Raw genomic sequence first — 20,096 nt, forward strand, 5'->3', positions numbered from 1 at the left:
GCCCAGGGTCGCGCGCCCCCGGGCGCGCGACCGAACCACCGCGACGGACGTTCCACACCCCTCGACCGACGACATCGGGTTGCGAGTTGCACGATGTGAGACCTCGTCGCCGACCCCGACACCTCGATGTTGTCGGGCCCTCGCTTAATCCATCTTTCTCTTAACGGTGTTAACCGCTGTGGAAACTGTGGATGGTGTGCTGCGATGCGCGGAACCACGCCGATGTCGGCCGATCGGAGCTGTGCACAGCGTGTGCGATTCGACCGGGAAGCGTCGAGCCGGCCGCGTCGGCCAAGTGAGGTTTTGCACAGGCTCCCCCGCCGTCTCAACAGGCGTTGCGGGCCGTCCCCTTAACAATCCACAACTTTTCCACAGTTGTGGGAATCGCCCGTTCAGGGGTCACGGAGGGCCCGTGGAGGGCGCGGAAGCGGGCTCGATGACGTGTCGTGCGCGGTTGCTGCGCGGGGCGCGGCATCCGTTCGACGCCGGCTCGCGGCATCCGTTCGACGCCGGCTCGCGGCATCCGTTCGACGCCGGCTCGCGGCATCCGTTCGACGCCCGTTCGCGGCATCCGTCAGCGGTAGCGGGCGTTCTGCTTGATGCGTGCGGTCAGCTCGGTGACCTGGTTGTAGATCGACCGACGCTCCTTCATGAGCTCCGAGATCTTCTTGTTCGCGTACATCACGGTGGTGTGGTCGCGGTTGCCGAAGAGCTGCCCGATCTTCGGCAGCGACAGGTTCGTGAGCTCACGGCAGAGGTACATGGCGATCTGGCGCGCGGTGGCGACGGCCTGCGACCGGCTCGAGCCGTAGAGGTCGTCGACCGTGAGCTTGAAGTAGTCGGCCGTCGCGGTGATGATGTCGACCGGCGCGACGACGTTGTCGGTGTCGTCGGTGATGAGGTCCTTGAGCACGGTCTGCACGAGCGGCATGTCGACGGGCGTGCGGTTGAGGCTCGCGAAGGCGGTGACGCGGATGAGCGTGCCCTCGAGCTCGCGGATGTTCGAGGAGACCTTCGACGCCATGTACTCGAGGATCTCGTCGGGCACCTGGAGCCGCTCGGACTGCGCCTTCTTGCGGAGGATCGCGATGCGGGTCTCGAGGTCGGGCGCCTGCACGTCGGTGATGAGGCCCCACTCGAAGCGGCTGCGCATCCGGTCCTCGAAGCCCGTGAGGTGCTTCGGCGGCACGTCGCTCGTGATCACGACCTGCTTGTTGTGGTCGTGCAGGGTGTTGAAGGTGTGGAAGAACGCCTCCTGCGTCTCCGCCTTGCCCTGCAGGAACTGGATGTCGTCGATGAGCAGGATGTCGATGTTGCGGTAGCGCTGCTGGAAGAGCGAGCCGCGGTTGTTCGCGATCGAGTTGATGAAGTCGTTCGTGAACTCCTCCGACGAGACGTACCGCACGCGGATGCCGGGATAGAGGCTCTGCGCGTAGTGGCCGATCGCGTGCAGGAGGTGCGTCTTGCCGAGCCCGGAGTCACCGTAGATGAAGAGGGGGTTGTAGGCCTTCGCCGGCGCCTCGGCCACGGCGACCGCGGCCGCGTGGGCGAAGCGGTTGGACTGGCCGATGACGAAGCTGTCGAACGAGTACTTCGGGTTGAGTCGTGCGTCACGCGGTCGGTCGGGGCTGGTGTTCTCGAACACCGACTGCGGGGATGCCGGCAGCTCGACCGGGTTGGGGTAGTCGTCGAACGCGGCGGGCTTCGGCTCTGGCGCCCGCGTCTCCTCGAGCTCGGGGTTCACGACCACGTAGAAGGAGGTCACCGACGAGGGCGACTCGATCGCGCTCATCGCCGAGAGGAGCGAGACGCGCATCCGCTGGTTGAGCATGCTCGCGGTGAAGTCGTTCGGGACCTCGAGGTAGAAGGTGCCGGCGGCGATGCCCTTGGGCTCGACGAGGTTGAGGAATCCCTGCAGCATCGGGGTGATCGCGTCGTCGTCGTTGAGTCGGTCGAGGACGGTGGCCCATGTATCGGAGATGGGCTGCTCTGTCATCGTTCCCCGCAATCCCTCAGTGCCGTCGTGTGCCGCTCATCGATCCCCCGATCGATGGAACGAGCGGCGCGAGGCGAAGTGTTCAGCGTTATCCACCGGCTGTGTGCAGAAACGGTGCGAGGCCCGGGATTCCGCGTGCGAAGCTGGGGATAACTGGTCTCACACGCTAGCGAAACTCGTCCCCTGGGACAAATGCCGGAGGAGGGATTCGACGCGCCCCGCGTGTCGATCCACAGGGTATCCCGAGGTATGCGGGATACTCTTCCGTTCGCACCATGCCGGCTTCGGACTTCGCCTGGTTTGACCACAGGTCCGGGAGGCCGTAGTTTTAATAGGTTGACCCCAGCCCTATCGGGCACCCAGTTTCCCTCCGGAGCATCGCACTCGCTGCGCGGCGCGGAGATTCCGACAGCCGGAGAAGAAGAATGAGCAAGCGTACCTTCCAGCCGAACAACCGTCGTCGCGCCAAGAAGCACGGCTTCCGCCTTCGCATGCGCACCCGCGCGGGCCGCGCCATCCTCTCGGCTCGCCGCGCCAAGGGTCGCACCGAACTCTCCGCGTAAGTCCCTCGGTGCTCGCCAAAGCCAATCGCATCACGAGCGCCGACGACTACCGAGCCGTCGTGCGCCGGGGTGCGAAGGTCGCCGGTGCCCACACCGTGAGCTATCTGCGCTCACGGGAGTCGGGCACCGACGCACGCTTCGGCTTCATCGTCTCCAAGAAGGTCGGCACGGCGGTGCGACGCAACCTCCTGCGCCGACGGCTCAAGGCCGTCTGCCACGAAGCCCTGGGCGACGGCGTCCGCGGCGTCGATGTGGTGGTCCGGGCATTGCCCGGCGCCGCCGAGGTGGAATGGCACGAGTTGCGCGGCGAGGTGCTCACCGCGCTCACCCGCAGGCCGGCACGTGCCGCCGCCCGCCCGGCTGAGGCCGTCGCGGCGGCCGCCGCCCTGAAGGACGGCTGACGATGCGCAACCTGGCCCTCTTCATCCTGCTCATCCCGCGCAACCTCGGCGTCCTGCTGCTCCGCGGGTATCGCGCCGTGATCTCGCCCCTCTACGGCGACGTGTGCCGGTACTACCCGTCATGCTCCGCCTACGGCCTCGGCTCCGTGCAGCAGCGCGGACTGGTGGTCGGCTCCGCCCTGACTGCCTGGCGCATCGTCCGGTGCAACCCATGGACGGCCGGCGGCATCGACGAGGTCCGCGCCGCGCGTCACGATCGGTACCGCATCACGAAGTTCGGATGGGTCGTGCCGGCCGGCATGTTCCCCAAGGCCGAAGCGGATGCCGCGGCCGCCCGCCTCGCCCACGAGCTCGAGCACCGAGCCGCCGCCGAGCCCCGCGCCGATGAGCCGGTCCTCGCGAACTCCTCCCCCAACCTGTCCCGGAAGGACTGACTCGTTCCATGCCTGATTTTCTCGGCTTGATCCTCTGGCCCATCAAGTGGGCCATCGAGTTGATCCTCGTCGCCTTCCATTCGATGTGGACGTTCTTCGGGCTCGACCCCGACGCGGGTGTCACCTGGGTGCTCTCGATCGTCGGGCTGGTCATCGTCGTTCGCGCGGCGCTCATCCCGATCTTCGTGCGCCAGATCAAGAGCCAGCGGCGCATGCTCGAGGTCGCCCCGCAGCTCAAGAAGATCCAGGACAAGTACAAGGGCAAGAAGGACCAGTTCTCACGCGAGGCCATGTCGCGCGAGACGATGGAGCTCTACAAGAAGACCGGGACCAACCCGCTCTCCTCGTGCCTCCCGCTCCTGCTCCAGATGCCGATCTTCTTCGGCCTCTTCTCGGTGCTCAACGACGCGTCCGTGCACGACCGTGCCGGCGTCGGTGCCCTCTCGCAGGAGCTCGCCGACTCGTTCGCGAATGCCGTGTTCCTCGGAGCTCCGCTGAACTCCACGTTCATCGAGGCGTGGAACAACGGCGGTCAGCCGTGGCAGACCATGGTGGTCGCGTCGGTGATGATCGTCCTGATGACCGCATCGCAGTTCATCACGCAGCTGCAGATCGTTTCGAAGAACATGTCGCCCGAGACCAAGGCGAGCCCCATGTTCCGCCAGCAGCGCATCCTGCTGTACCTGCTCCCGCTGGTGTTCGCGGTCTCGGGTGTCGCCTTCCCGCTCGGCGTCATGTTCTACTGGCTCGTCTCGAACTTCTGGACCATGGGCCAGCAGTTCCTGGTCATCCGCAACATGCCGACCCCCGGGTCCGAAGCGGCCCGTGCTCGTGAGGCGCGCCTCGCCAAGAAGGGCAAGCTCGTCGTCGAGGAGAAGCACGAGAACGACGTCGCCGAGCCGAAGAAGCCGACGACCACGCAGCGGCAGCAGCCGATGGGCAAGGCCCGCGCGAAGAAGCAGGGCGGAAAGTAGACGATGACGAACGTGCAGCACGAAGCCGACGACCGCTCGATCGCCCAGCTCGAGGAGGAAGGCGACATCGCCGCGGACTACATCGAGGAGCTCCTCGACATCTGCGACCTCGACGGTGACATCGACATCGACGCCCGGAACGGCCGCGCGTATGTCTCGGTGAACGCCGGCGAGGGTGCGAACCTCCGCACGCTTTCGAAGCCCGAGACGGTGAGCGCTCTGCAGGAACTCACGCGCCTTGCCGTGCAGACCAAGACCGGTGCGTTCTCGCGGCTGATCCTCGATATCGGCGGCTCGCGCGACGCGCGCCGCGACGAGCTCGCAGGTCTCGTCTCCCGTGCGGTGGAGCGCATCGAAGGCGGGGCCGCTGAGGCAGCTCTCCCCCCGATGTCGTCGTATGAGCGCAAGCTCGTGCACGATCTCGTGAGCGAGCGCGGCTTCTACTCGGAGTCGCGGGGCGAGGGCGCCGACCGGCACACGGTCATCACCCGCAGTGCCTGATCCCGACGACGTTTCACGTGAAACGATGACCGACGGTCTCGAGCCCGAGCCTGAGGCGGCCGCCGACCTGTTCGGCGAGCACCTCGCGAAGGGACGGCAGTACACCGAGGCGCTGGCACGCCACGGCGAGGAGCTCGGACTCGTCGGACCGCTGGAACTCCCCCGCCTCTGGACCCGCCACGTGCTCAACAGCGCACTCGTGGCTCCGTTGCTCCGTCCGGGCCGCGTCGGTGACGTCGGATCGGGTGCGGGCCTTCCCGGCCTGGTGCTCGCCATCATGCGTCCCGACGTGTCATTCGTCCTCATCGAGCCGATGGAGCGTCGCGTCGCGTGGCTCGAGCGCCAGGTCGACGAGCTGGAGCTCGCCAACGTCGATGTCGTCCGGGCGCGCGCTGAGGAGGCGAAGCTGAAGGGCGCACTCGACCAGGTGACCGCCCGCGCCGTCAGCGCACTCCGCACCCTCATCCCCATCACCGCTCCCCTGCTCCGCGCGGGTGGTGAGCTCGTGCTCATGAAGGGCGCCGGCGTCGACGGCGAGATCGGCGCCGCCGAGAAGGCGATCCGCAAGTACAAGGTGCACAACGCAGAGGTGCTCGTGCTCGGCGAGGGCGTCGTCAGCGAAGTCACGCGAGTGTTCCGCGCCACGGTGGGCTGAGCGCTTCGTCGACGACGGCCACCGGCTCGTTCGTTCGTTCGGGAACGTAGCTGGCGACGACGACGCCGGGTCGTCCGGTGCCCACATGCTGCCGACGGTGGTGCGGGGGCGCATGCGTGGTGACGCAGCGACCGGGAAAGGCTGTCTTCACTCAATCCACGGCGCTGGATCTGCAGCGATGCTTCGCGGGGACGTTTCACGTGAAACATCCCGCCCAAGGCTGAACGTGCGAGGGCCCACGGGGCCTTACGTCCGACGGGTCCGCGACATCAGTGACATCCGGCGATTGGCAGAGCGTAGTATCCCCATCGACTCTCAAGGCCCGATCCGCCAGGTCCGTGCTCGCCACGAATCCCTTCGAATACACGAGCGCGTGTGGACCGGTCCGTTCCCTCGCTCAGGCTGACGGTTCCGAGTGCGGACGCACGACGATGACTCGGTCCACCGATGTCGACGACGACGGTGAGCGGTCTGAGCATGCCCACGAAAGGTGAGACGGCACGGTCCTCACCTTCCGCGGCGTTGGCCCAGTGGGCCGCCACATTTCCGAATCGCGCGCGGGCAAGGCGTCAGGCTGGCTGACGTACCGTGCCCGGGAGTTGTACGCCGCCTCCTCGACACGCTCTGGTCGGATCGGTTTATCACGGCGGAGCAGCCCCACTGCCCGAAGCTCTGTCCGCGCCAGCAACGAGTCCAATCGCGATCCGGATCTCTGTCGCGATCGTCCGAATGAGTGGCGCCCCACTCCCCTCGTCCGTCCTGACTGAGGACCGGAGTCCGGCACCATGGGGTTCGGTGCAACGCCGGAATCCACGTCATTCAGCGACGTCGCGCACGTCGCTCATCGTTGCAGTGCAAACCCCCGCATGACAGCCGGCGCGCCCGGACCGGGAGCGGGCGATCGACTCCAGACTCCGCGATGTGGCCGACGTATCCCTGAATGATCTCGCCTCCAGGGTGTGCCTCAGGTCGCCTCGACGGTCGCGCAATCGATCGAACACGTCTGACTCAACCGAATCTGTCGCTCAATGACTGCACTCCCAGGCCCATGCACCACGCGAAGGGATCCGGCGCGAAGTCTCGACGGAGCGGCCTCGGGGAGCTCCGGCGCCGTCTCAACGGTGGTGAGCGGGCGTGGCTCAGACACAGTCCTCGTGCAATGTGATCGTGCCCGTCTGAATTCCTCGACGCAGTTGGTCGCTGGCTGCACTCCCCCGCGTCCATCCATCGCGCGTCGGCAGTCGACGTGAAGTCTCCATGGAGCGGCCCGGGGGACTTCGGCTCTGTCGTGAGCGGTGAGAGAGGGGGTGTGGCTCAGACCGCGACATACCCTCGCGCAGTGTGCTCGGCCGAATCTGAATTCAGGGAATCCACTCGACGACGGCAGAATTCCCCCGCACCCACCGCACCCTCGCGCTCGGCTGCCAACTGTCCACGGCGGAGACCCTCGAAGGTCAGTTCACGAACAGGGCCGAGAGTCTGGTTCTGCCACAAGGTCGAAGCGTCCCGCAGGATGCACCAGCCTCACCGCCCATCGCAAGATATCGCGGGCACGTGTCGGGCAGTCGGCGCCGGTCGCGCGCTATCGATACGGCACGCCCGCACAACGTGTCGCCGCAACTCATGGACGTTCTCAGAGGGACAGCCGTCGTTCAGGGTCACCGACTCGCGTGAACGAGAGTGCACACAAGGCTCACCTTGCCTGGCGCAGACTTCACCGTCCGAACCGTTTGACGCGTCAGCGCAGCGACGAACCGCGACCTGGCCGGCCGCAGGCAACCCGAACACCATCGCGCCATGCGTTCGACGAAGCGATGAACAGGCGTGCAGATCCCTGTTGACGGCAAGCTGGGCGGCCTGGCACGAAGAATGATGCGGATGGGAATGCCGGAACGAAGGGCCGAGCCACACGAAGACGAACCTGCAGGCCGGACGATGCCGCGGCGTCTGGGCGAGGAGCCGACCGCACCGGCGGCTGCAGAGAGACGGCACCGTCACCCCGAAATCCCGCGATTGATGCAAACGGGAACGGTGGGCGAGGCGGGAATGGTGACGGTGGGGCGAGGCGGGAACGGTGGAAGTGGGGAAAGGTGGGCGAGGCGGGAACGGTAGGCGAGGCTGGAACGGTAGGCGAGGCGGGAACAACCAACGTGTCGGCAACGACGGGCGGAGCGGGAAGGGCCGGGCGGAGCGGGAACGGGGGCAGCGCGGGAACGACGGGGTGGCGGGAACGGGGGCAGCGCGGGAACGACGGGGTGGCCGCAGCCATAAACCGTGACGGGACGGCGGGCGGAGCGGAAACGGCGGACGACGCAGAAACGGCTGACGTTACGGAATCGAGGGAAACGGGGAGCGTGACGAGTTGGGGCAGCCACCGCGGCAGCAGTGGGGTGACGTGAACGGCGGGGTGGGGCGCGCCGGGGGTGGGGGCTTGCACCGAGCAGTACGGTTGTGGGCCGATAGAGGCGAGCTCGAACGAAGGCCTCGAGTATTCGATTGGGAACTGAGGTGGTGCAGGGGCCGGGGATCAGGCTTCGTTTCACGTGAAACATCAACGAGGGTCTCGGACGACGAGTGGATCCCGACGCGGCACGTCAAAGCCAGCGGGTGGAACGGCGTTTCACGTGAAACGAGACGAGAGACAAGATCTTCCCCGGTGGAAGGACTCACGACCCAGCCGTTGATAGCGCTCGTTCAACCAAGGACCGTTTCACGTGAAACACCTGTCCCCTCCCGGACGCCATCAGCTCACGACCCAGGTCCACCCCCGACCACCGCGAAGTCCGACCGAGCGCACACCGAACTCACAACATCGGTTCGCCAGACGTGGTTTATCCGAACCAGCGGCGATACGTCAGCACCACTCTGGTCAGACCGACCACCGAGCCACACGCGTCCTCCACAGCAACGAACTCCTGGCCATCCGGCGGACACGGGAATCCGACTGCGGCGTCGACGGGTGTGGCGGTTAGGCTGGATTCTCGAACCGAACGCACGACGATCGGTGCAGCGGAGTGACGGGGAGCAGTTGGTATGGCACAGGGTGGAGGTCGCGGATGGTTCCACCGGAAGCGACAACAGCCCGACCCTGAACCAGACAACGGCACGACGCACGCGAGCACGCTTCGACCGCCCGCATCGGATCCCCGATCGGCTGCCGGCCCTTCGTCGAGCGAGACTCCGACGGCCGGCATCACTTGGAGTGCCGGCATGCCTGTGACCCAGTCGTCGGTCGCGGTCTCCGATGACAACGCGCAATGGAGCCCCGAGGCGCGAAACACTGAGCCGGCTTCTCCGAGCGTCCCCGAGCAGGTTGCGCCCGCCAAAGTTCCGGCGTGGCACCCGACAACTTCGCCAGGGCCTCCCGTATCGAACCCCACTCCCGATTCGCGGACGGCATCGCAGGAGTGGGCACCCCCATCGCCCCAAGCACCGTTCGGAGCACCGACCGATTCAGTGACCGGTGAGCCGACGCCGACTGCACCATGGGGCGAGTCATCGATCGCGCCTGCGAACTCCGACACTGCGGGTGAGGACGACTTCCCCAACCCAGCCACGTCGTCGCCGGAGTCTGCATCGAATCCGACGCCGCCGACAGTTGAGGCAGCACCTGCACCGTCACCTTCACCCGTCACGGCCAGCATCGATTGGGATGTCGCGACTGCTGCCGCACTCGCGGATGAAACCGGCGCGGATGACACCGCACTGCCGCACTCGCTTCCGAAGACCTCACCCGACCGCCTGCTCGAGGATCTCATCCGGGAGATCGTCGGTGATGCGGCCGCGGACACGGTCTCATCGCTGCAGACCCCGCGAACGGACGTGAGCGAATCACCCGCCCGGCCGGCCGAGGAGGGCCAGCCGCACGAAGCCCTCCAAGTCACACGCGGCTCGGACGAGCACGTGGATGAAGCCCAACAGGACGAGCCGCTGCACTCAGAGACCCCCTGGGAGACGTCAGCGCCCAGCGACGCCGATGTGCACGAGCACCCCGTTGCCGCCGAGCCGTGGACAGCGCCGACGCCGGCAGCATCCACGATCGCCGACGAAGCAACCTGGGCGACGACGGGCGACGCCAGCCAGCGCGATGCCCCGATCGATCAGCTGGCCCCGAGTGCCCCGCCTCCCCCCAGCGGACCACCCAACACCTACGTCGACGAGGCTCAGGTCGAGAATCCTGTGATCGAAGCCGAACCGGACCCCCAGCCCGCGTCGTCGGCGACGGCCGTGCCCGGTACGCTTGACCCTCGGGAATCGCCCGACGAGCCTGTGCTGGATCGCATCCAGACGGACCCGCCGAGCTTGCCCACCATCGACATTCCGGCGTCCGTTTCACGTGAAACCACCGCGCAGGAGCCCGCGACCGCCGTTTCACGTGAAACGTCCACTCAGTACGGAGGAACTCCCCTGGCCGATCAACTCGCCGACGAGACGCGACGTCGCCAGGCACTCGAGGATGCGGTCCTTCCCCTGCCGGCGCGCACGCGCATCATGACGATCTCGAACCAGAAGGGCGGCGTCGGCAAGACGACGACGGCCGTCAACCTCGCCGCGGCGCTGGCTCGCACCGGTGCGCATGTGCTGGTCATCGACCTCGATCCGCAGGGCAACGCGTCGACGGCACTCGGGGTCGATCACCGGTCAGAGCAGCAGAGTGTCTACGAGGTCCTGGTCGCGGACCTCCCGCTCTCCGAGGTGGTCCAACCGTCGACCGAGCACGAGCGCTTGGATTGCGTTCCCGCGACCATCCACCTCGCCGGCGCGGAGATCGAACTCGTGTCCCTCGTCGCTCGCGAGCAACGCCTCCGCCGCGCGCTCGACGCACACCTCGCGGCGATGGACCGACCGTACGACTACGTGTTCATCGACTGCCCGCCATCGCTTGGCCTGCTCACGATCAACGCGTTCGTTGCTGCGCGCGAGGTGCTCATCCCCATCCAGTGCGAGTACTACGCGCTGGAAGGCCTGTCCCAGCTCCTGAGCAACATCGAGCTCATCGAGAAGCACCTCAATCCCGACCTCCGGCTCTCGACGATCCTCCTCACCATGTACGACTCACGCACGAACCTCGCGCAGCAGGTCGCCCAGGAGGTGCGGGATCACTTCCCGACGCAGACGCTCGGCACGATCATCCCCCGCTCGGTCCGGGTGTCCGAGGCGCCCAGCTACGGCCAGAGCGTGATCAGCTACGACTTCGCCTCGACCGGGTCGCTCTCCTATCGCGAAGCAGCGGCGGAGATCGCACGGCGTGGGCTCGCGAACCAGAACACCCAGAAGGACACGCACTGATGGCTACCAAGCGCACCGGCCTCGGCCGCGGAATCGGCGCCCTCATTCCGACGACCGATGATGCGACCAAGGCGACTCGTCCGGTCGATGTCTTCTTCCCCGACGCCGATTCGACGCCCGCCACGGCCATCGCCGCCGTCGAGCAGGCCGCCGCGACGGAGGGCCTGCTGACCGTTCCCGGAGCCCGACTGGCGCGCCTGAGTCCCGACGACATCGTCCCCAACGCGCAGCAGCCGCGGACGGTATTCGATCCCGAGGACCTCGAGGAACTCGTCCACAGCGTCCGCGAGTTCGGCGTGCTGCAGCCGATCGTCGTGCGCCCGCACCCGGGTGAGCCCGGCAAGTACGAGCTCGTCATGGGCGAGCGCCGACTGCGTGCGACGAAGGCCGCGGGCCTCGAATCCATCCCGGCGGTCGTGAAGGACACGGCCAACGAGGACATGCTGCGCGATGCGCTGCTCGAGAACCTCCATCGGTCGCAGCTCAATCCGCTCGAGGAGGCGTCGGCCTACCAGCAGCTCCTCGCCGACTTCGGGATCACCCAGGAGGAGCTCGCCTCCCGCATCGGACGCTCCCGTCCGCAGATCTCCAACACGCTCCGGCTGCTCAAGCTTCCCGAGGCGGTGCAGCTCCGGGTCGCCGCCGGCGTGCTGAGCGCCGGGCACGCCCGGGCGATCCTCGCCGTGAGCGATGACCCCGAGGAGATGCAGCGATTCGCCGACAAGATCGTGAACGAGGAACTGTCGGTGCGCGCCGCCGAGGCGCTCGCGGCGAGCAGCCCGAAGCCGTCCCGTGCGAAGCCGGCCGCCGGCAAGCGGCAGGACTTCCTCGACGATCTCGCCACCCGCCTCGGCGACCGCCTGAACACACGTGTGAAGATCGCGATCGGTGCACGGAAAGGCCAGATCAGCATCGATTTCGCGACGGTTCAGGATCTCCGTCGCATCCTCAGCGACCTCGGCGAGGAACTCGAGGGCGTCTGACCCCGGATCGCCCGGAGAATGGCTCCTGGTGAACTGAGAACGCCCTGTTTTCGCGCCACGGGAGCCACGCGAGCCAGTTCGAACCGCCGGGGCCGATGGCAGCACTTCAACGAGCCCGCGGGCGGAGTCGACGACCGGCGTCACCCGCCGGTCGGGACCTCGGCTCAGATCGCGGCGCGTGCCGCCGCGGCGCGCACCAGACCGCTGTAGACCGTCGCGGCATCCGTGCCCGAAGCCTCGATCGCGAGCGGTACGAGCGACGTCTCGGTGAGGCCGGGAATCACGTTCGCCTCGAGGAACCACGGGGTGCCCTCGGCGTCGACGATGAAGTCGATGCGCGAGAGGTCGCGCAGCCCAAGCGTGCGATGCGCGTGCACCGCGGCATCCGCCACGGATGTGCTGACCGCATCCCCGAGGCGCGACGGGGCGTAGAAGGTGGTCTCCCCCGCGTTGTAGCGGGCCTGGAATCCGTAGACGCCGGTCCGCGGCTCGATCTCGACGGGCGTGAGCGCGCGCGGGCCGTCACCGGTGTCGATCACGGCGACCGCGATCTCGGTGCCGTGCACGCGGTGCTCGACGACGGCCACGTCGTCGTAGGTGAACGCCTCGACCATCGCGCGCGGCAGCTCGTTCGGCTCGTCGACGATGGTGACGCCCTGGGCGGACCCGCCCGATCCGGGCTTCACGACGAGGTCGCCCTCGAGCGCCTCGCGCACCACGCGGAGCACGCTGGCGGCCCCGAGCTCACGGAACGCCTCGTTCGACAGCACGATCGACCGTGGCACGGCGAGGCCGGCGTGCGTGGCGAGCGAGCTGGCCACGGGCTTCGACCACGCGCGTCGCGCAGCGGCGCCGGTCGAGCCGACCGTCGGCACGCCGAGCGCATTGAGGAGGTCGAGCAGGGAGCCGTCCTCGCCGCTCGAGCCGTGCAGCGCCGGGAACACCACATCGGGACGCTCGTTCGCGAGGTACGGGAGGAGTCCTGCATCGGGATCGCGCAGCACGACGCGGTGGCCGGCCTCGGCGAGGGCATCGGCGACGCGACGACCCGAACGCAGGGAGACGTCGCGCTCGTGCGAGATGCCGCCAGCCAGGACGACCACGTACAGACCGCTGGAATCGCTCATGATCTGGGATTTCTCCAAACTGTGATGCGCGTGCTCACTTGAGGTCGGATGGCGGGGCGGAGTCGAAGTCGGCGCTCGGCGGCAGCTGCAGCGGGCCGGTGCCGGCGAACGTGTCGAGCAGGTCGAGCTCGCCGTTCACGACCGTGGCGAGGCGACGGATGCCGACCCGGATGGCGTCGGGCGTGGGATAGCAGAACGACAGCCGCATCGCGTGGCGACCACGGCCGTCGGCGAAGAACGCGGTGCCGGGCGTGTACGCGACGAGCTCCTTCACGGCGCGCGGCAGCATCTGCTTGGAGTCGAGCACGTCGGGCATGGTGACCCAGACGTAGAAGCCGCCGTTGGGGTTCGTCCATCGCAGCTGCGGGAGGTACTCCCCCAACGCCTCGATCATCGCGTCCTTGCGTTCGCGGTAGACCCCCCGGAAGGTGTCGATCTGTGCGCGCCAATCGGTCGTCGACAGGTATTCGGAGACGACCAGTTGGCTGAACGAACTCGGCGAGAGGATCGCCGACTCGGCCGCGAGGATGAGCTTCTCGCGGATGGCGTGCGGCGCGAGCGCCCATCCGACGCGGAAGCCAGGGGCCAGCGTCTTCGAGAACGAGCCGAGGTAGATGACGTGGTCCTCGTCGAGCGAGCGCAGGGCGTTCGGCGCCGGCTCGTCGAAATGCAGCAGGCCGTAGGGATTGTCCTCGAGCACGAGGATCTCGTTCTCGCGGCAGATCTCGAGGATCTCGGGGCGACGCGAGGCCGAGAGGGTCACGCCGGCTGGGTTGTGGAAGTTCGGGATCGTGTAGAGGAACTTGATGCGCCGACCCTGTCCGCGCAGGTGGGCGATCGTCTGGCGGAGTGCCTCGGGGATGAGGCCGTCGTCGTCCATGGCGACGTGCACGACGCTCGCCTGGTACGACCGGAACACCCCGAGGGCGCCCACGTAGCTCGGCGACTCGGCGAGGATCACGTCGCCCGGGTCGACGAAGAGCTTCGCCACGAGGTCGAGCGCCTGCTGCGAGCCGGTGGCCGTCACGACGTTGTCGACCGAGCCGCGGATGCCTTCGAGCGCCATGACGTCAAGGATGTGCTCGCGCAGCTGCGGGATGCCCTGCCCCGAACCGTACTGGAGGGCGACGGGCCCCTGCGTGCGCATGACCCGCTCCATCGACGAGACGATGAGTTCCTGCGGAAGCGCCGAGACGAAGGGCATGCCGCCGGCGAGCGACACCACCTCGGGGCGCGACGCGACGGCGAACAGGGCTCGGACCTCGGAGGCGGCGAGGCCGGAGGCTCGCTCGGCGTAGTTCGCGTACCAGGGGTCGAGGTTGTTGCCGGTCCGCTGGGGGACGTCAGAGGTCACGTCGCTTCCGTTTCTGCTCAGGATTTCCATGCTAGTCACTGGGTTCGGGCGGCCCGTCCGCATGACGTCTCGCCCGGGGCATCCGCTCGATCGACCGCGTCAGCGCCGGAACGCCGAGTGCAAGCGGGGTCGATCCGGATACGCGAAAGACCCGCCCGGCGGGTGCCGGACGGGTCTCTGCGTGTGCGAGGCGGCCGACTACGAGATGTAGGCGGCGAGGTCGGCCTCGAGAGCGGGCTTCGGCTTGGCGCCGACGACGGTCTTGACGACCTCGCCCTTCTGGAAGACCTTGAACGCGGGGATCGCGGTGATCTGGTACTTCATCGCGAGGTTGGGGTTCTCGTCGACGTTGAGCTTGACGATGTCGAGCTTCTCGGCGTGCTCGGTCGCGATCTGGTCGAGGATCGGGCTGACCATGCGACACGGCCCGCACCATTCGGCCCAGAAGTCGACGAGGACGGCCTTCTCGTTGTTCAGGACCTCCTGCTCCCAGGTGGCCTCGTTCACGGCACGTGCAGTCATGTGTTTCTCCTTTGGTGAAGCGGATGCCGCGCTCGTCGTGCGGGACGACTCAGCGCGTGCGGGCGAAGTTCTCGACGGCTGCGGCCTCTTCGATCGCCTCGGCCTCGATCTCGGCGATCTCGGGCGACGGCGCCTCCGCGAGGGCGGCCAGGTAGTGCTCGGCGTCGAGCGCCGCGACGGTGCCCGTGCCGGCGGCCGTGACGGCCTGGCGATAGAAGGGATCGATCACGTCGCCGGCGGCGAAGACGCCGGGAACCGACGTGCGCGACGAGCGGCCCTCGACGTGGATCGTGCCCTCGCGCGTGAGCTCGAGCTTGCCGTGCACGAGGTGGGTGCGCGGGTCGTTGCCGATCGCGACGAACAGGCCGTCGAGGTCGAGCGCGCGGAGCTCGCCCGTCACGGTGTCGCGAAGCGTCACGCCCGACACCTGCTCGGTGCCGTGGATCTGCGTGACCTCCGCGTTCCAGATGAACTCGATCTTCTCGTTGTCGAACGCACGCTGCTGCATGATCTTCGACGCCTTGAGCGAGTCGCGACGGTGGATGACGTAGACCTTGTCGGCGAATCGCGTGAGGAAGGTAGCCTCCTCCATCGCGGAGTCGCCGCCGCCGACGACCGCGATGGTCTTCTGGCGGAAGAAGAAGCCGTCGCAGGTGGCGCACCACGAGAGGCCGTGACCCGAGAGGATCTCCTCCTCGGGCAGGCCGAGCTTGCGGTAGGCCGAGCCCGTCGCGTAGATGATGGCGGATGCCTCGTGCACCTCGCCGTTGCCGAGCTTCACGCGCTTGACGGGGCCGTCGAGCTCGAGCTCCACGACGTCGTCGTAGACGACCTCGGTGCCGAACCGCTCGGCCTGCGCCTGGAACTTCGCCATCAGGTCGGGGCCCATGATGCCCTCGGGGAAGCCCGGGTAGTTCTCGACCTCGGTCGTGTTCATCAGCTCGCCGCCGATCTCGACCGAGCTGGCGATGAGCAGGGGCTTGAGCTCTGCGCGTGCGGCGTAGATCGCGGCCGTGAATCCGGCCGGGCCCGAGCCGATGATGATGATGTCGCGCAACTTCACTCCTGTGGTCACTGGTGTTTCGGCAACCTCGACGTTCTGGAAAGGCACGTCATGGTGAACACAGTCTAGGCGGCGGGTATTCCGCCGCCGACCGGGCGCTCGCGCGTCGGATGCCTCAGCGTCGCCGCACTCGCGCGACCAGCGGTTCGGCGAATCCGCGCAGCTCGGGCGAGCGCAGCGCCCACAGCACCCCGAAGTAGAGTGCCGCCATCACGGCGCCGATGATCGCCATGGAGACGATCGCGCCGATCCGGTTGCTGACGGCGAATCCGTCCTCGGTCGTGCCCCCGAGCAGTACGAGGAGCACCACGCCGGCGATGACGGGCAGGACGGCCGCCGCGAGGTCGCGGCCGAGGCTCACCGCGATGCGCCGCCCGTCGAGCCGGTGGAGCTGTCGGCGCAGCAGCACGAGCGCGAGCACGAGCTGGGCCGTTCCGGCGAGCGTCGTCGAGAGGGCGATGCCGACCGCCGTCCACTCGAGCGGCAGCATGATGCAGGAGAGCGCGGCGAGCGTGAAGACGATCACCTGGAAGAGCGTGAAGTAGAACGGGGTGCGGGTGTCGCCCAGCGCGTAGAACGTGCGCTGCACGACGAAGAGGATGCTGAACCCGACGAGGCCGATGGCGAATGCGATGATGACGTTGCCGAGCGCCGACGCGAGGGCGAGTCCGGGCTGGAAGACCGCTCCGAACGGGTAGGCGACGACCATGAGCACGGCGGCGGCGAGCACGAGGATGACGCTGACGCCGCGGACGGCGCTCGAGAGGTCGTCGCGGACCCGGTCGAGGTCGCCGGCGTGCGCGTGCTCGCTCATGCGGGTGAAGTACGCGGTCGCGATCGAGACCGTGATGACCGAGTGCGGCAGCATGAACACGAGCCACGCGTTGTCGATCGCCGCGACGGATGCCCCCTCGCCCGAGGCGAGGAGCACGACCTGGGTCTGCACGATGCCGGCGAACGTCGTGAGCAGCAGCATCCCGAACGTCCAGCCGGCCATGCGGCCGGCCGCGCCCAGCCCGACGCCGCGCCACCGGAAATCGGGGCGGTAGCGCAGGCCGATGCGGCGCCAGAACCAGAAGAGCACGACCGCCTGCACGACGATGCCGAGCGTCGCGGAGCCGGCGAGCAACGCGACCATGCCGGGCGTCCAGTCGTCGATCGCTCGGGTTCCGTCGGGGTCGAACCCGAAGAGGAAGCCGAAGATCACGAGGCCGATGAGCGCGACCACGTTGTTGAGCACGGGCACCCAGGTGAACGGCCCGAAGCTCCGTCGGGCGTTCAGCACCTCGCCGAGCAGCGTGTAGAGCCCATAGAAGAAGATCTGCGGGAGGCACCACCAGGCGAAGGCGACCGCGAGCGGGAGGATCTCGGAGTTCGAGCCCGCGTAGATCCAGGTGAGCACCGGGGCCAGGGCCGTTGCGAGCACCGTCGCGGCGCCGATCACGGTGAGCGCGAGCGTGAGGAGCTTGTTGATGTAGGCGCTGCCGCCGTCGGTGTGCGTGCTCGCGCGCACGATCTGCGGCACGAGCACGGCCGACAGCACGCCGCCCGCCACGATCACGTAGACGGTGTTGGGCAGGCCGTTGGCGACGGCGAACGCGTCGGCGGAGGTCGACCCGACGACGCCGATGGCCGCCGCGAGCACGATGGCCTTCACGAACCCGAGGACGCGGGAGACGATCGTGCCGGAGGCGAGGAAGGCGCTCGCGCGGCCGATCCGGTCGGGGTCAGCCACGCTCGGGTCCCGTCGGTTCGTCGGCGCCCGTCGGGGTGGTGCCGGTCGGGGTGGCGTCGGTGGAAGCGACGCCGGTCGGGGTGGCGCCGGTCGGGCTGCCACCGGTGGCAGTGGCGTCGGTGGCAGTGGCGTCGGTGTCGGCAGCGACGGGCGCTGCGGATGCCGCGTCACCGGCGTCGCCGGCGCTGTCCGCGTCAGTCGCGGCATCCGCTGCACTAGACCCACCCTCGGCGGCCGCGAGCCGCGCCCGGCGGCGACGACGGATGTTGCGCCAGAGGCCGATTCCGAACACGAGCACGACGATCACGGCGAGGATCGCGGCGCCGAGGCCCTCCCAGTCGGCCTGCACGTTGGCCGGGATCGTCACGGTGTCGCCGATGGGCACACCCGTGGTGGAGGTGAGCGAAACGGCGAGCGACACCTCGCCGTTGCCGACGCCGGCGGCGACGGGCACGCGCACGGTGGAGCGGGATTGCGGCTCGACGGTGGCCTCGACCTGATCCTCGACGATGAGCCGGCCGTTCGATGGCGCGACGTCGACCACGACCGTGACCGGGTACGGGAGCGTGTTCTCGATGGTGGTCGGGACGCCGGTCTCGGTCGACACGACGTTGATCGTGCTGCTCGGCACGACGGAGACGGCCCCGAGCGTGGCGCGCTGCGCGACGAGCCACTCCCCGACCTCGGCCTCCCACACGTCGGGGTCCTCGAGCCAGGCGACGTCGAGGAGTGACAGCAACTGGCGTCGCGTCGGGCCCGTGATGAGGCTCTCGTCGGCGAGCACGGTGGCGAACTCGGCCAGGCGGGCCTCGGTCTCGACCATGCGGGCGATCGCGGAGAGCCGGCCCTCGGCCTCGGGTTCGTCGACGAGGGTGCGTGCCTCGGGCGGCGCGCCGATCGCGTCGGAGAGGCCGGCGAGCGACGACCACCCCGATCCCGAGATCTCGTCGATGACCGCCGAGACGCGCGCGGACTGCGCCGCGTCGCCGCGGTCGAACGTCGCGAGCACGGTCGTGCGCGCCGTGCCCGCGTCGAGTGCGAGCTCGGCGAGCAGCCGGCCGGTCGCCTCGCGCCATTCGGTGTCGGTCGAGGCGTCGGATGCCGCCCGCAGGGGCTCGGTGAGCTCGGCGTCGGCGACGAGCGCCGTCGAGCCGTCGACGTTCGCGGACGACGAGGCGGGGCCCTCGACGGCCTCGACGTTGCCCGGCGCGAGCAGCGTGGTGGTGAGCCCCGCGGCGTCGAGGTAGCCCAGGTTGCCGACCGCCACCGTGTCGTCGGCGGGCCACGCGAGATCGGCGCGCGTGTACGGCCAGGCGAGCAGCTCCTCGGTGGTCGGCACGCCGCCGGGGGTCGGCTCGGGCTCGACGGGCTGGTCGGTCGCGGGCGCGCCGCCCGCCGCGGCGCCGTCGGTGTCGCCCGCCTCGGGCGAGGTGGCGAAGTTCGCGGGGTCGAGCACGTCGCCGAACGAGGTCGGCGCCAGGAGGCCGGGCAGTCCCAGCTGCGCCTGCGCCGCGACGTCAGCGTCTGCATACGCGAGCGGGAATACTTCGTTCGGCACGTTCGAGAGGCGCTGGAGCCAGGCCGTCGCAGACGCCGGAGCGCTGGTGCCGAGCACGCGGATGGACGCCACGATGCGGGGGTCGAGCCCGATCGCGACGCGGCGTCCGGCGAGGGCGTCGAGCTGGCGCGTGAGCAGGCCCGTCGGCGAGGTCCAGTTCTCGAGCTGGTCGGCGGGGATGAGCCCGGCGGGGACCGTGCCGGTAGGAGTCGTGAGGGGCGCTGCCAGTGCCACGGCGACCGAGCCCGACGCCGGGACGTCGGCGTTGGCGTACGCCGCGGTGCCGGCGGCCACGACGGTGTCGCCGACGCGCAGCTCGGCACCGAGGCCGAGCACGGGCGAGCTCGCGAGGTCGGCGAACACCTCGCCGGGGACGGTGAACGACACGAGCGTGGCGCCGCCGGCGGCGAGGCCCCGGGACTCGGCTTCGCCCAGCGTGACCGCGTCGCCCGCGACGCCCGTGGTGTCCTGCGCGTCGGCGGCGAGCCATTCGTCGAGCTCCGACTGGTCGTGGATGGCGCCCTCGGCGCGCACGAGGCGCACCGTTCCGGGGGCCAGCGCCTCCCCGGTCGCGTTCTCGATCTCGACCGAGAGGGCGACGGGCTCGCCGAGCGAGATGGTCGTCGAGATGGTGGGGGAGACGCGCACGTTCAGCCCGGTCGACTCCACGCCGACGGCCTGCGCGGGAGCGGAGGCGGTCAGGCCGGCCTCGGCGGCGGGCCGGGGGTCGCCGAGGCCCAGCATCGCCTGCAGGCCCGATGCGGGATCGACGCCCGCGTTGGCCGCGAGCGGGGTCGCCACCGCCCCCGTGAGCGCCGCGAGGGCGAGGCCCGCGAAGACCAGGCGGGAGCGTCGGGAGGGGCGGCGGGGCGTGGAGTCGGTCCAGTCGGCACGCTGAAGCGCGGGGTTCGACTCGGGCACCATGCAGGCGATTCTACGGG

14 protein-coding genes and 1 pseudogene are annotated in these 20,096 nt (G+C 68.7%); 8 read left to right on the forward strand and 7 right to left on the reverse strand.

All coding sequences use genetic code 11. From position 1 onward, the window contains the following. Positions 1-574: 574 nt before the first annotated feature. Positions 575-1,996: a chromosomal replication initiator protein DnaA gene (gene dnaA, locus ACWEOH_RS08190; protein ID WP_148733027.1), complete on the reverse strand. Its 1,422-nt coding sequence runs from the start codon at positions 1,994-1,996 to the stop codon at positions 575-577. Positions 1,997-2,421: 425 nt separating this feature from the next. Between dnaA and rpmH the strand changes: the two genes are divergently transcribed. The 8 genes and pseudogenes from rpmH to ACWEOH_RS08230 all read left to right on the forward strand — a co-directional run bounded on the left by rpmH (position 2,422) and on the right by ACWEOH_RS08230 (position 11,796). Continuing rightward, positions 2,422-2,559, forward strand: a complete 138-nt coding sequence (rpmH, locus tag ACWEOH_RS08195; protein ID WP_022889115.1) for a 50S ribosomal protein L34 — start codon at positions 2,422-2,424, stop codon at positions 2,557-2,559. Positions 2,560-2,567: 8 nt separating this feature from the next. Then, on the forward strand, positions 2,568-2,960 hold the full coding sequence (rnpA, locus tag ACWEOH_RS08200) for a ribonuclease P protein component (protein ID WP_452029886.1): 393 nt from the start codon (positions 2,568-2,570) through the stop codon (positions 2,958-2,960). 2 nt (positions 2,961-2,962) lie between these two features. Next, positions 2,963-3,253 (forward strand): annotated as a pseudogene (gene yidD, locus ACWEOH_RS08205) (membrane protein insertion efficiency factor YidD); the annotation flags it as partial. Between the two features lie 149 nt (positions 3,254-3,402). Beyond that, the gene (gene yidC / locus ACWEOH_RS08210) at positions 3,403-4,368 is read left to right on the forward strand and encodes a membrane protein insertase YidC (RefSeq protein ID WP_148733030.1); all 966 of its coding nucleotides are present in this window, start codon (positions 3,403-3,405) and stop codon (positions 4,366-4,368) included. Positions 4,369-4,371: 3 nt separating this feature from the next. Beyond that, positions 4,372-4,869 carry a Jag family protein gene (locus ACWEOH_RS08215; protein ID WP_452029888.1) on the forward strand — a complete coding sequence of 166 codons (498 nt, stop codon included), beginning with the start codon at positions 4,372-4,374 and terminating at the stop codon, positions 4,867-4,869. Between the two features lie 25 nt (positions 4,870-4,894). Continuing rightward, positions 4,895-5,524, forward strand: coding sequence for a 16S rRNA (guanine(527)-N(7))-methyltransferase RsmG (gene rsmG / locus ACWEOH_RS08220; RefSeq protein ID WP_452029890.1), 630 nt, complete (start codon positions 4,895-4,897; stop codon positions 5,522-5,524). 4,407 nt (positions 5,525-9,931) lie between these two features. Further along, positions 9,932-10,813 carry a ParA family protein gene (locus tag ACWEOH_RS08225; RefSeq protein WP_452031883.1) on the forward strand — a complete coding sequence of 294 codons (882 nt, stop codon included), beginning with the start codon at positions 9,932-9,934 and terminating at the stop codon, positions 10,811-10,813. Beyond that, complete coding sequence (locus ACWEOH_RS08230) at positions 10,813-11,796, forward strand: ParB/RepB/Spo0J family partition protein (RefSeq protein WP_452029892.1); 984 nt, start codon at positions 10,813-10,815, stop codon at positions 11,794-11,796. The genes ACWEOH_RS08225 and ACWEOH_RS08230 overlap by 1 nt, the downstream gene beginning before the upstream one ends. Before the next feature lie 164 nt (positions 11,797-11,960). Here ACWEOH_RS08230 and ACWEOH_RS08235 read toward each other — a convergent pair whose 3' ends face one another. The 6 genes from ACWEOH_RS08235 to ACWEOH_RS08260 form a co-directional block, all read right to left on the reverse strand. Next, positions 11,961-12,923, reverse strand: coding sequence for a D-alanine--D-alanine ligase family protein (locus ACWEOH_RS08235; RefSeq protein WP_452029894.1), 963 nt, complete (start codon positions 12,921-12,923; stop codon positions 11,961-11,963). A 34-nt stretch (positions 12,924-12,957) separates the two neighbouring features. After that, positions 12,958-14,307 carry an aminotransferase-like domain-containing protein gene (locus tag ACWEOH_RS08240; protein WP_452029896.1) on the reverse strand — a complete coding sequence of 450 codons (1,350 nt, stop codon included), beginning with the start codon at positions 14,305-14,307 and terminating at the stop codon, positions 12,958-12,960. A 168-nt stretch (positions 14,308-14,475) separates the two neighbouring features. Continuing rightward, entirely contained in the window at positions 14,476-14,799 is a 324-nt protein-coding gene (gene trxA / locus ACWEOH_RS08245) for a thioredoxin (protein WP_148733037.1), read from the reverse strand. Between the two features lie 49 nt (positions 14,800-14,848). Then, entirely contained in the window at positions 14,849-15,856 is a 1,008-nt protein-coding gene (gene trxB / locus ACWEOH_RS08250; RefSeq protein ID WP_452029899.1) for a thioredoxin-disulfide reductase, read from the reverse strand. Positions 15,857-15,977: 121 nt separating this feature from the next. Further along, on the reverse strand, positions 15,978-17,597 hold the full coding sequence (murJ, locus tag ACWEOH_RS08255; protein WP_452029901.1) for a murein biosynthesis integral membrane protein MurJ: 1,620 nt from the start codon (positions 17,595-17,597) through the stop codon (positions 15,978-15,980). Then, entirely contained in the window at positions 17,590-20,079 is a 2,490-nt protein-coding gene (locus ACWEOH_RS08260) for a DUF6049 family protein (RefSeq protein WP_452029903.1), read from the reverse strand. The genes murJ and ACWEOH_RS08260 overlap by 8 nt, the downstream gene beginning before the upstream one ends. Positions 20,080-20,096: the final 17 nt, after the last annotated feature.

It is taken from the genome of Agromyces sp. NPDC004153, assembly GCF_053603635.1.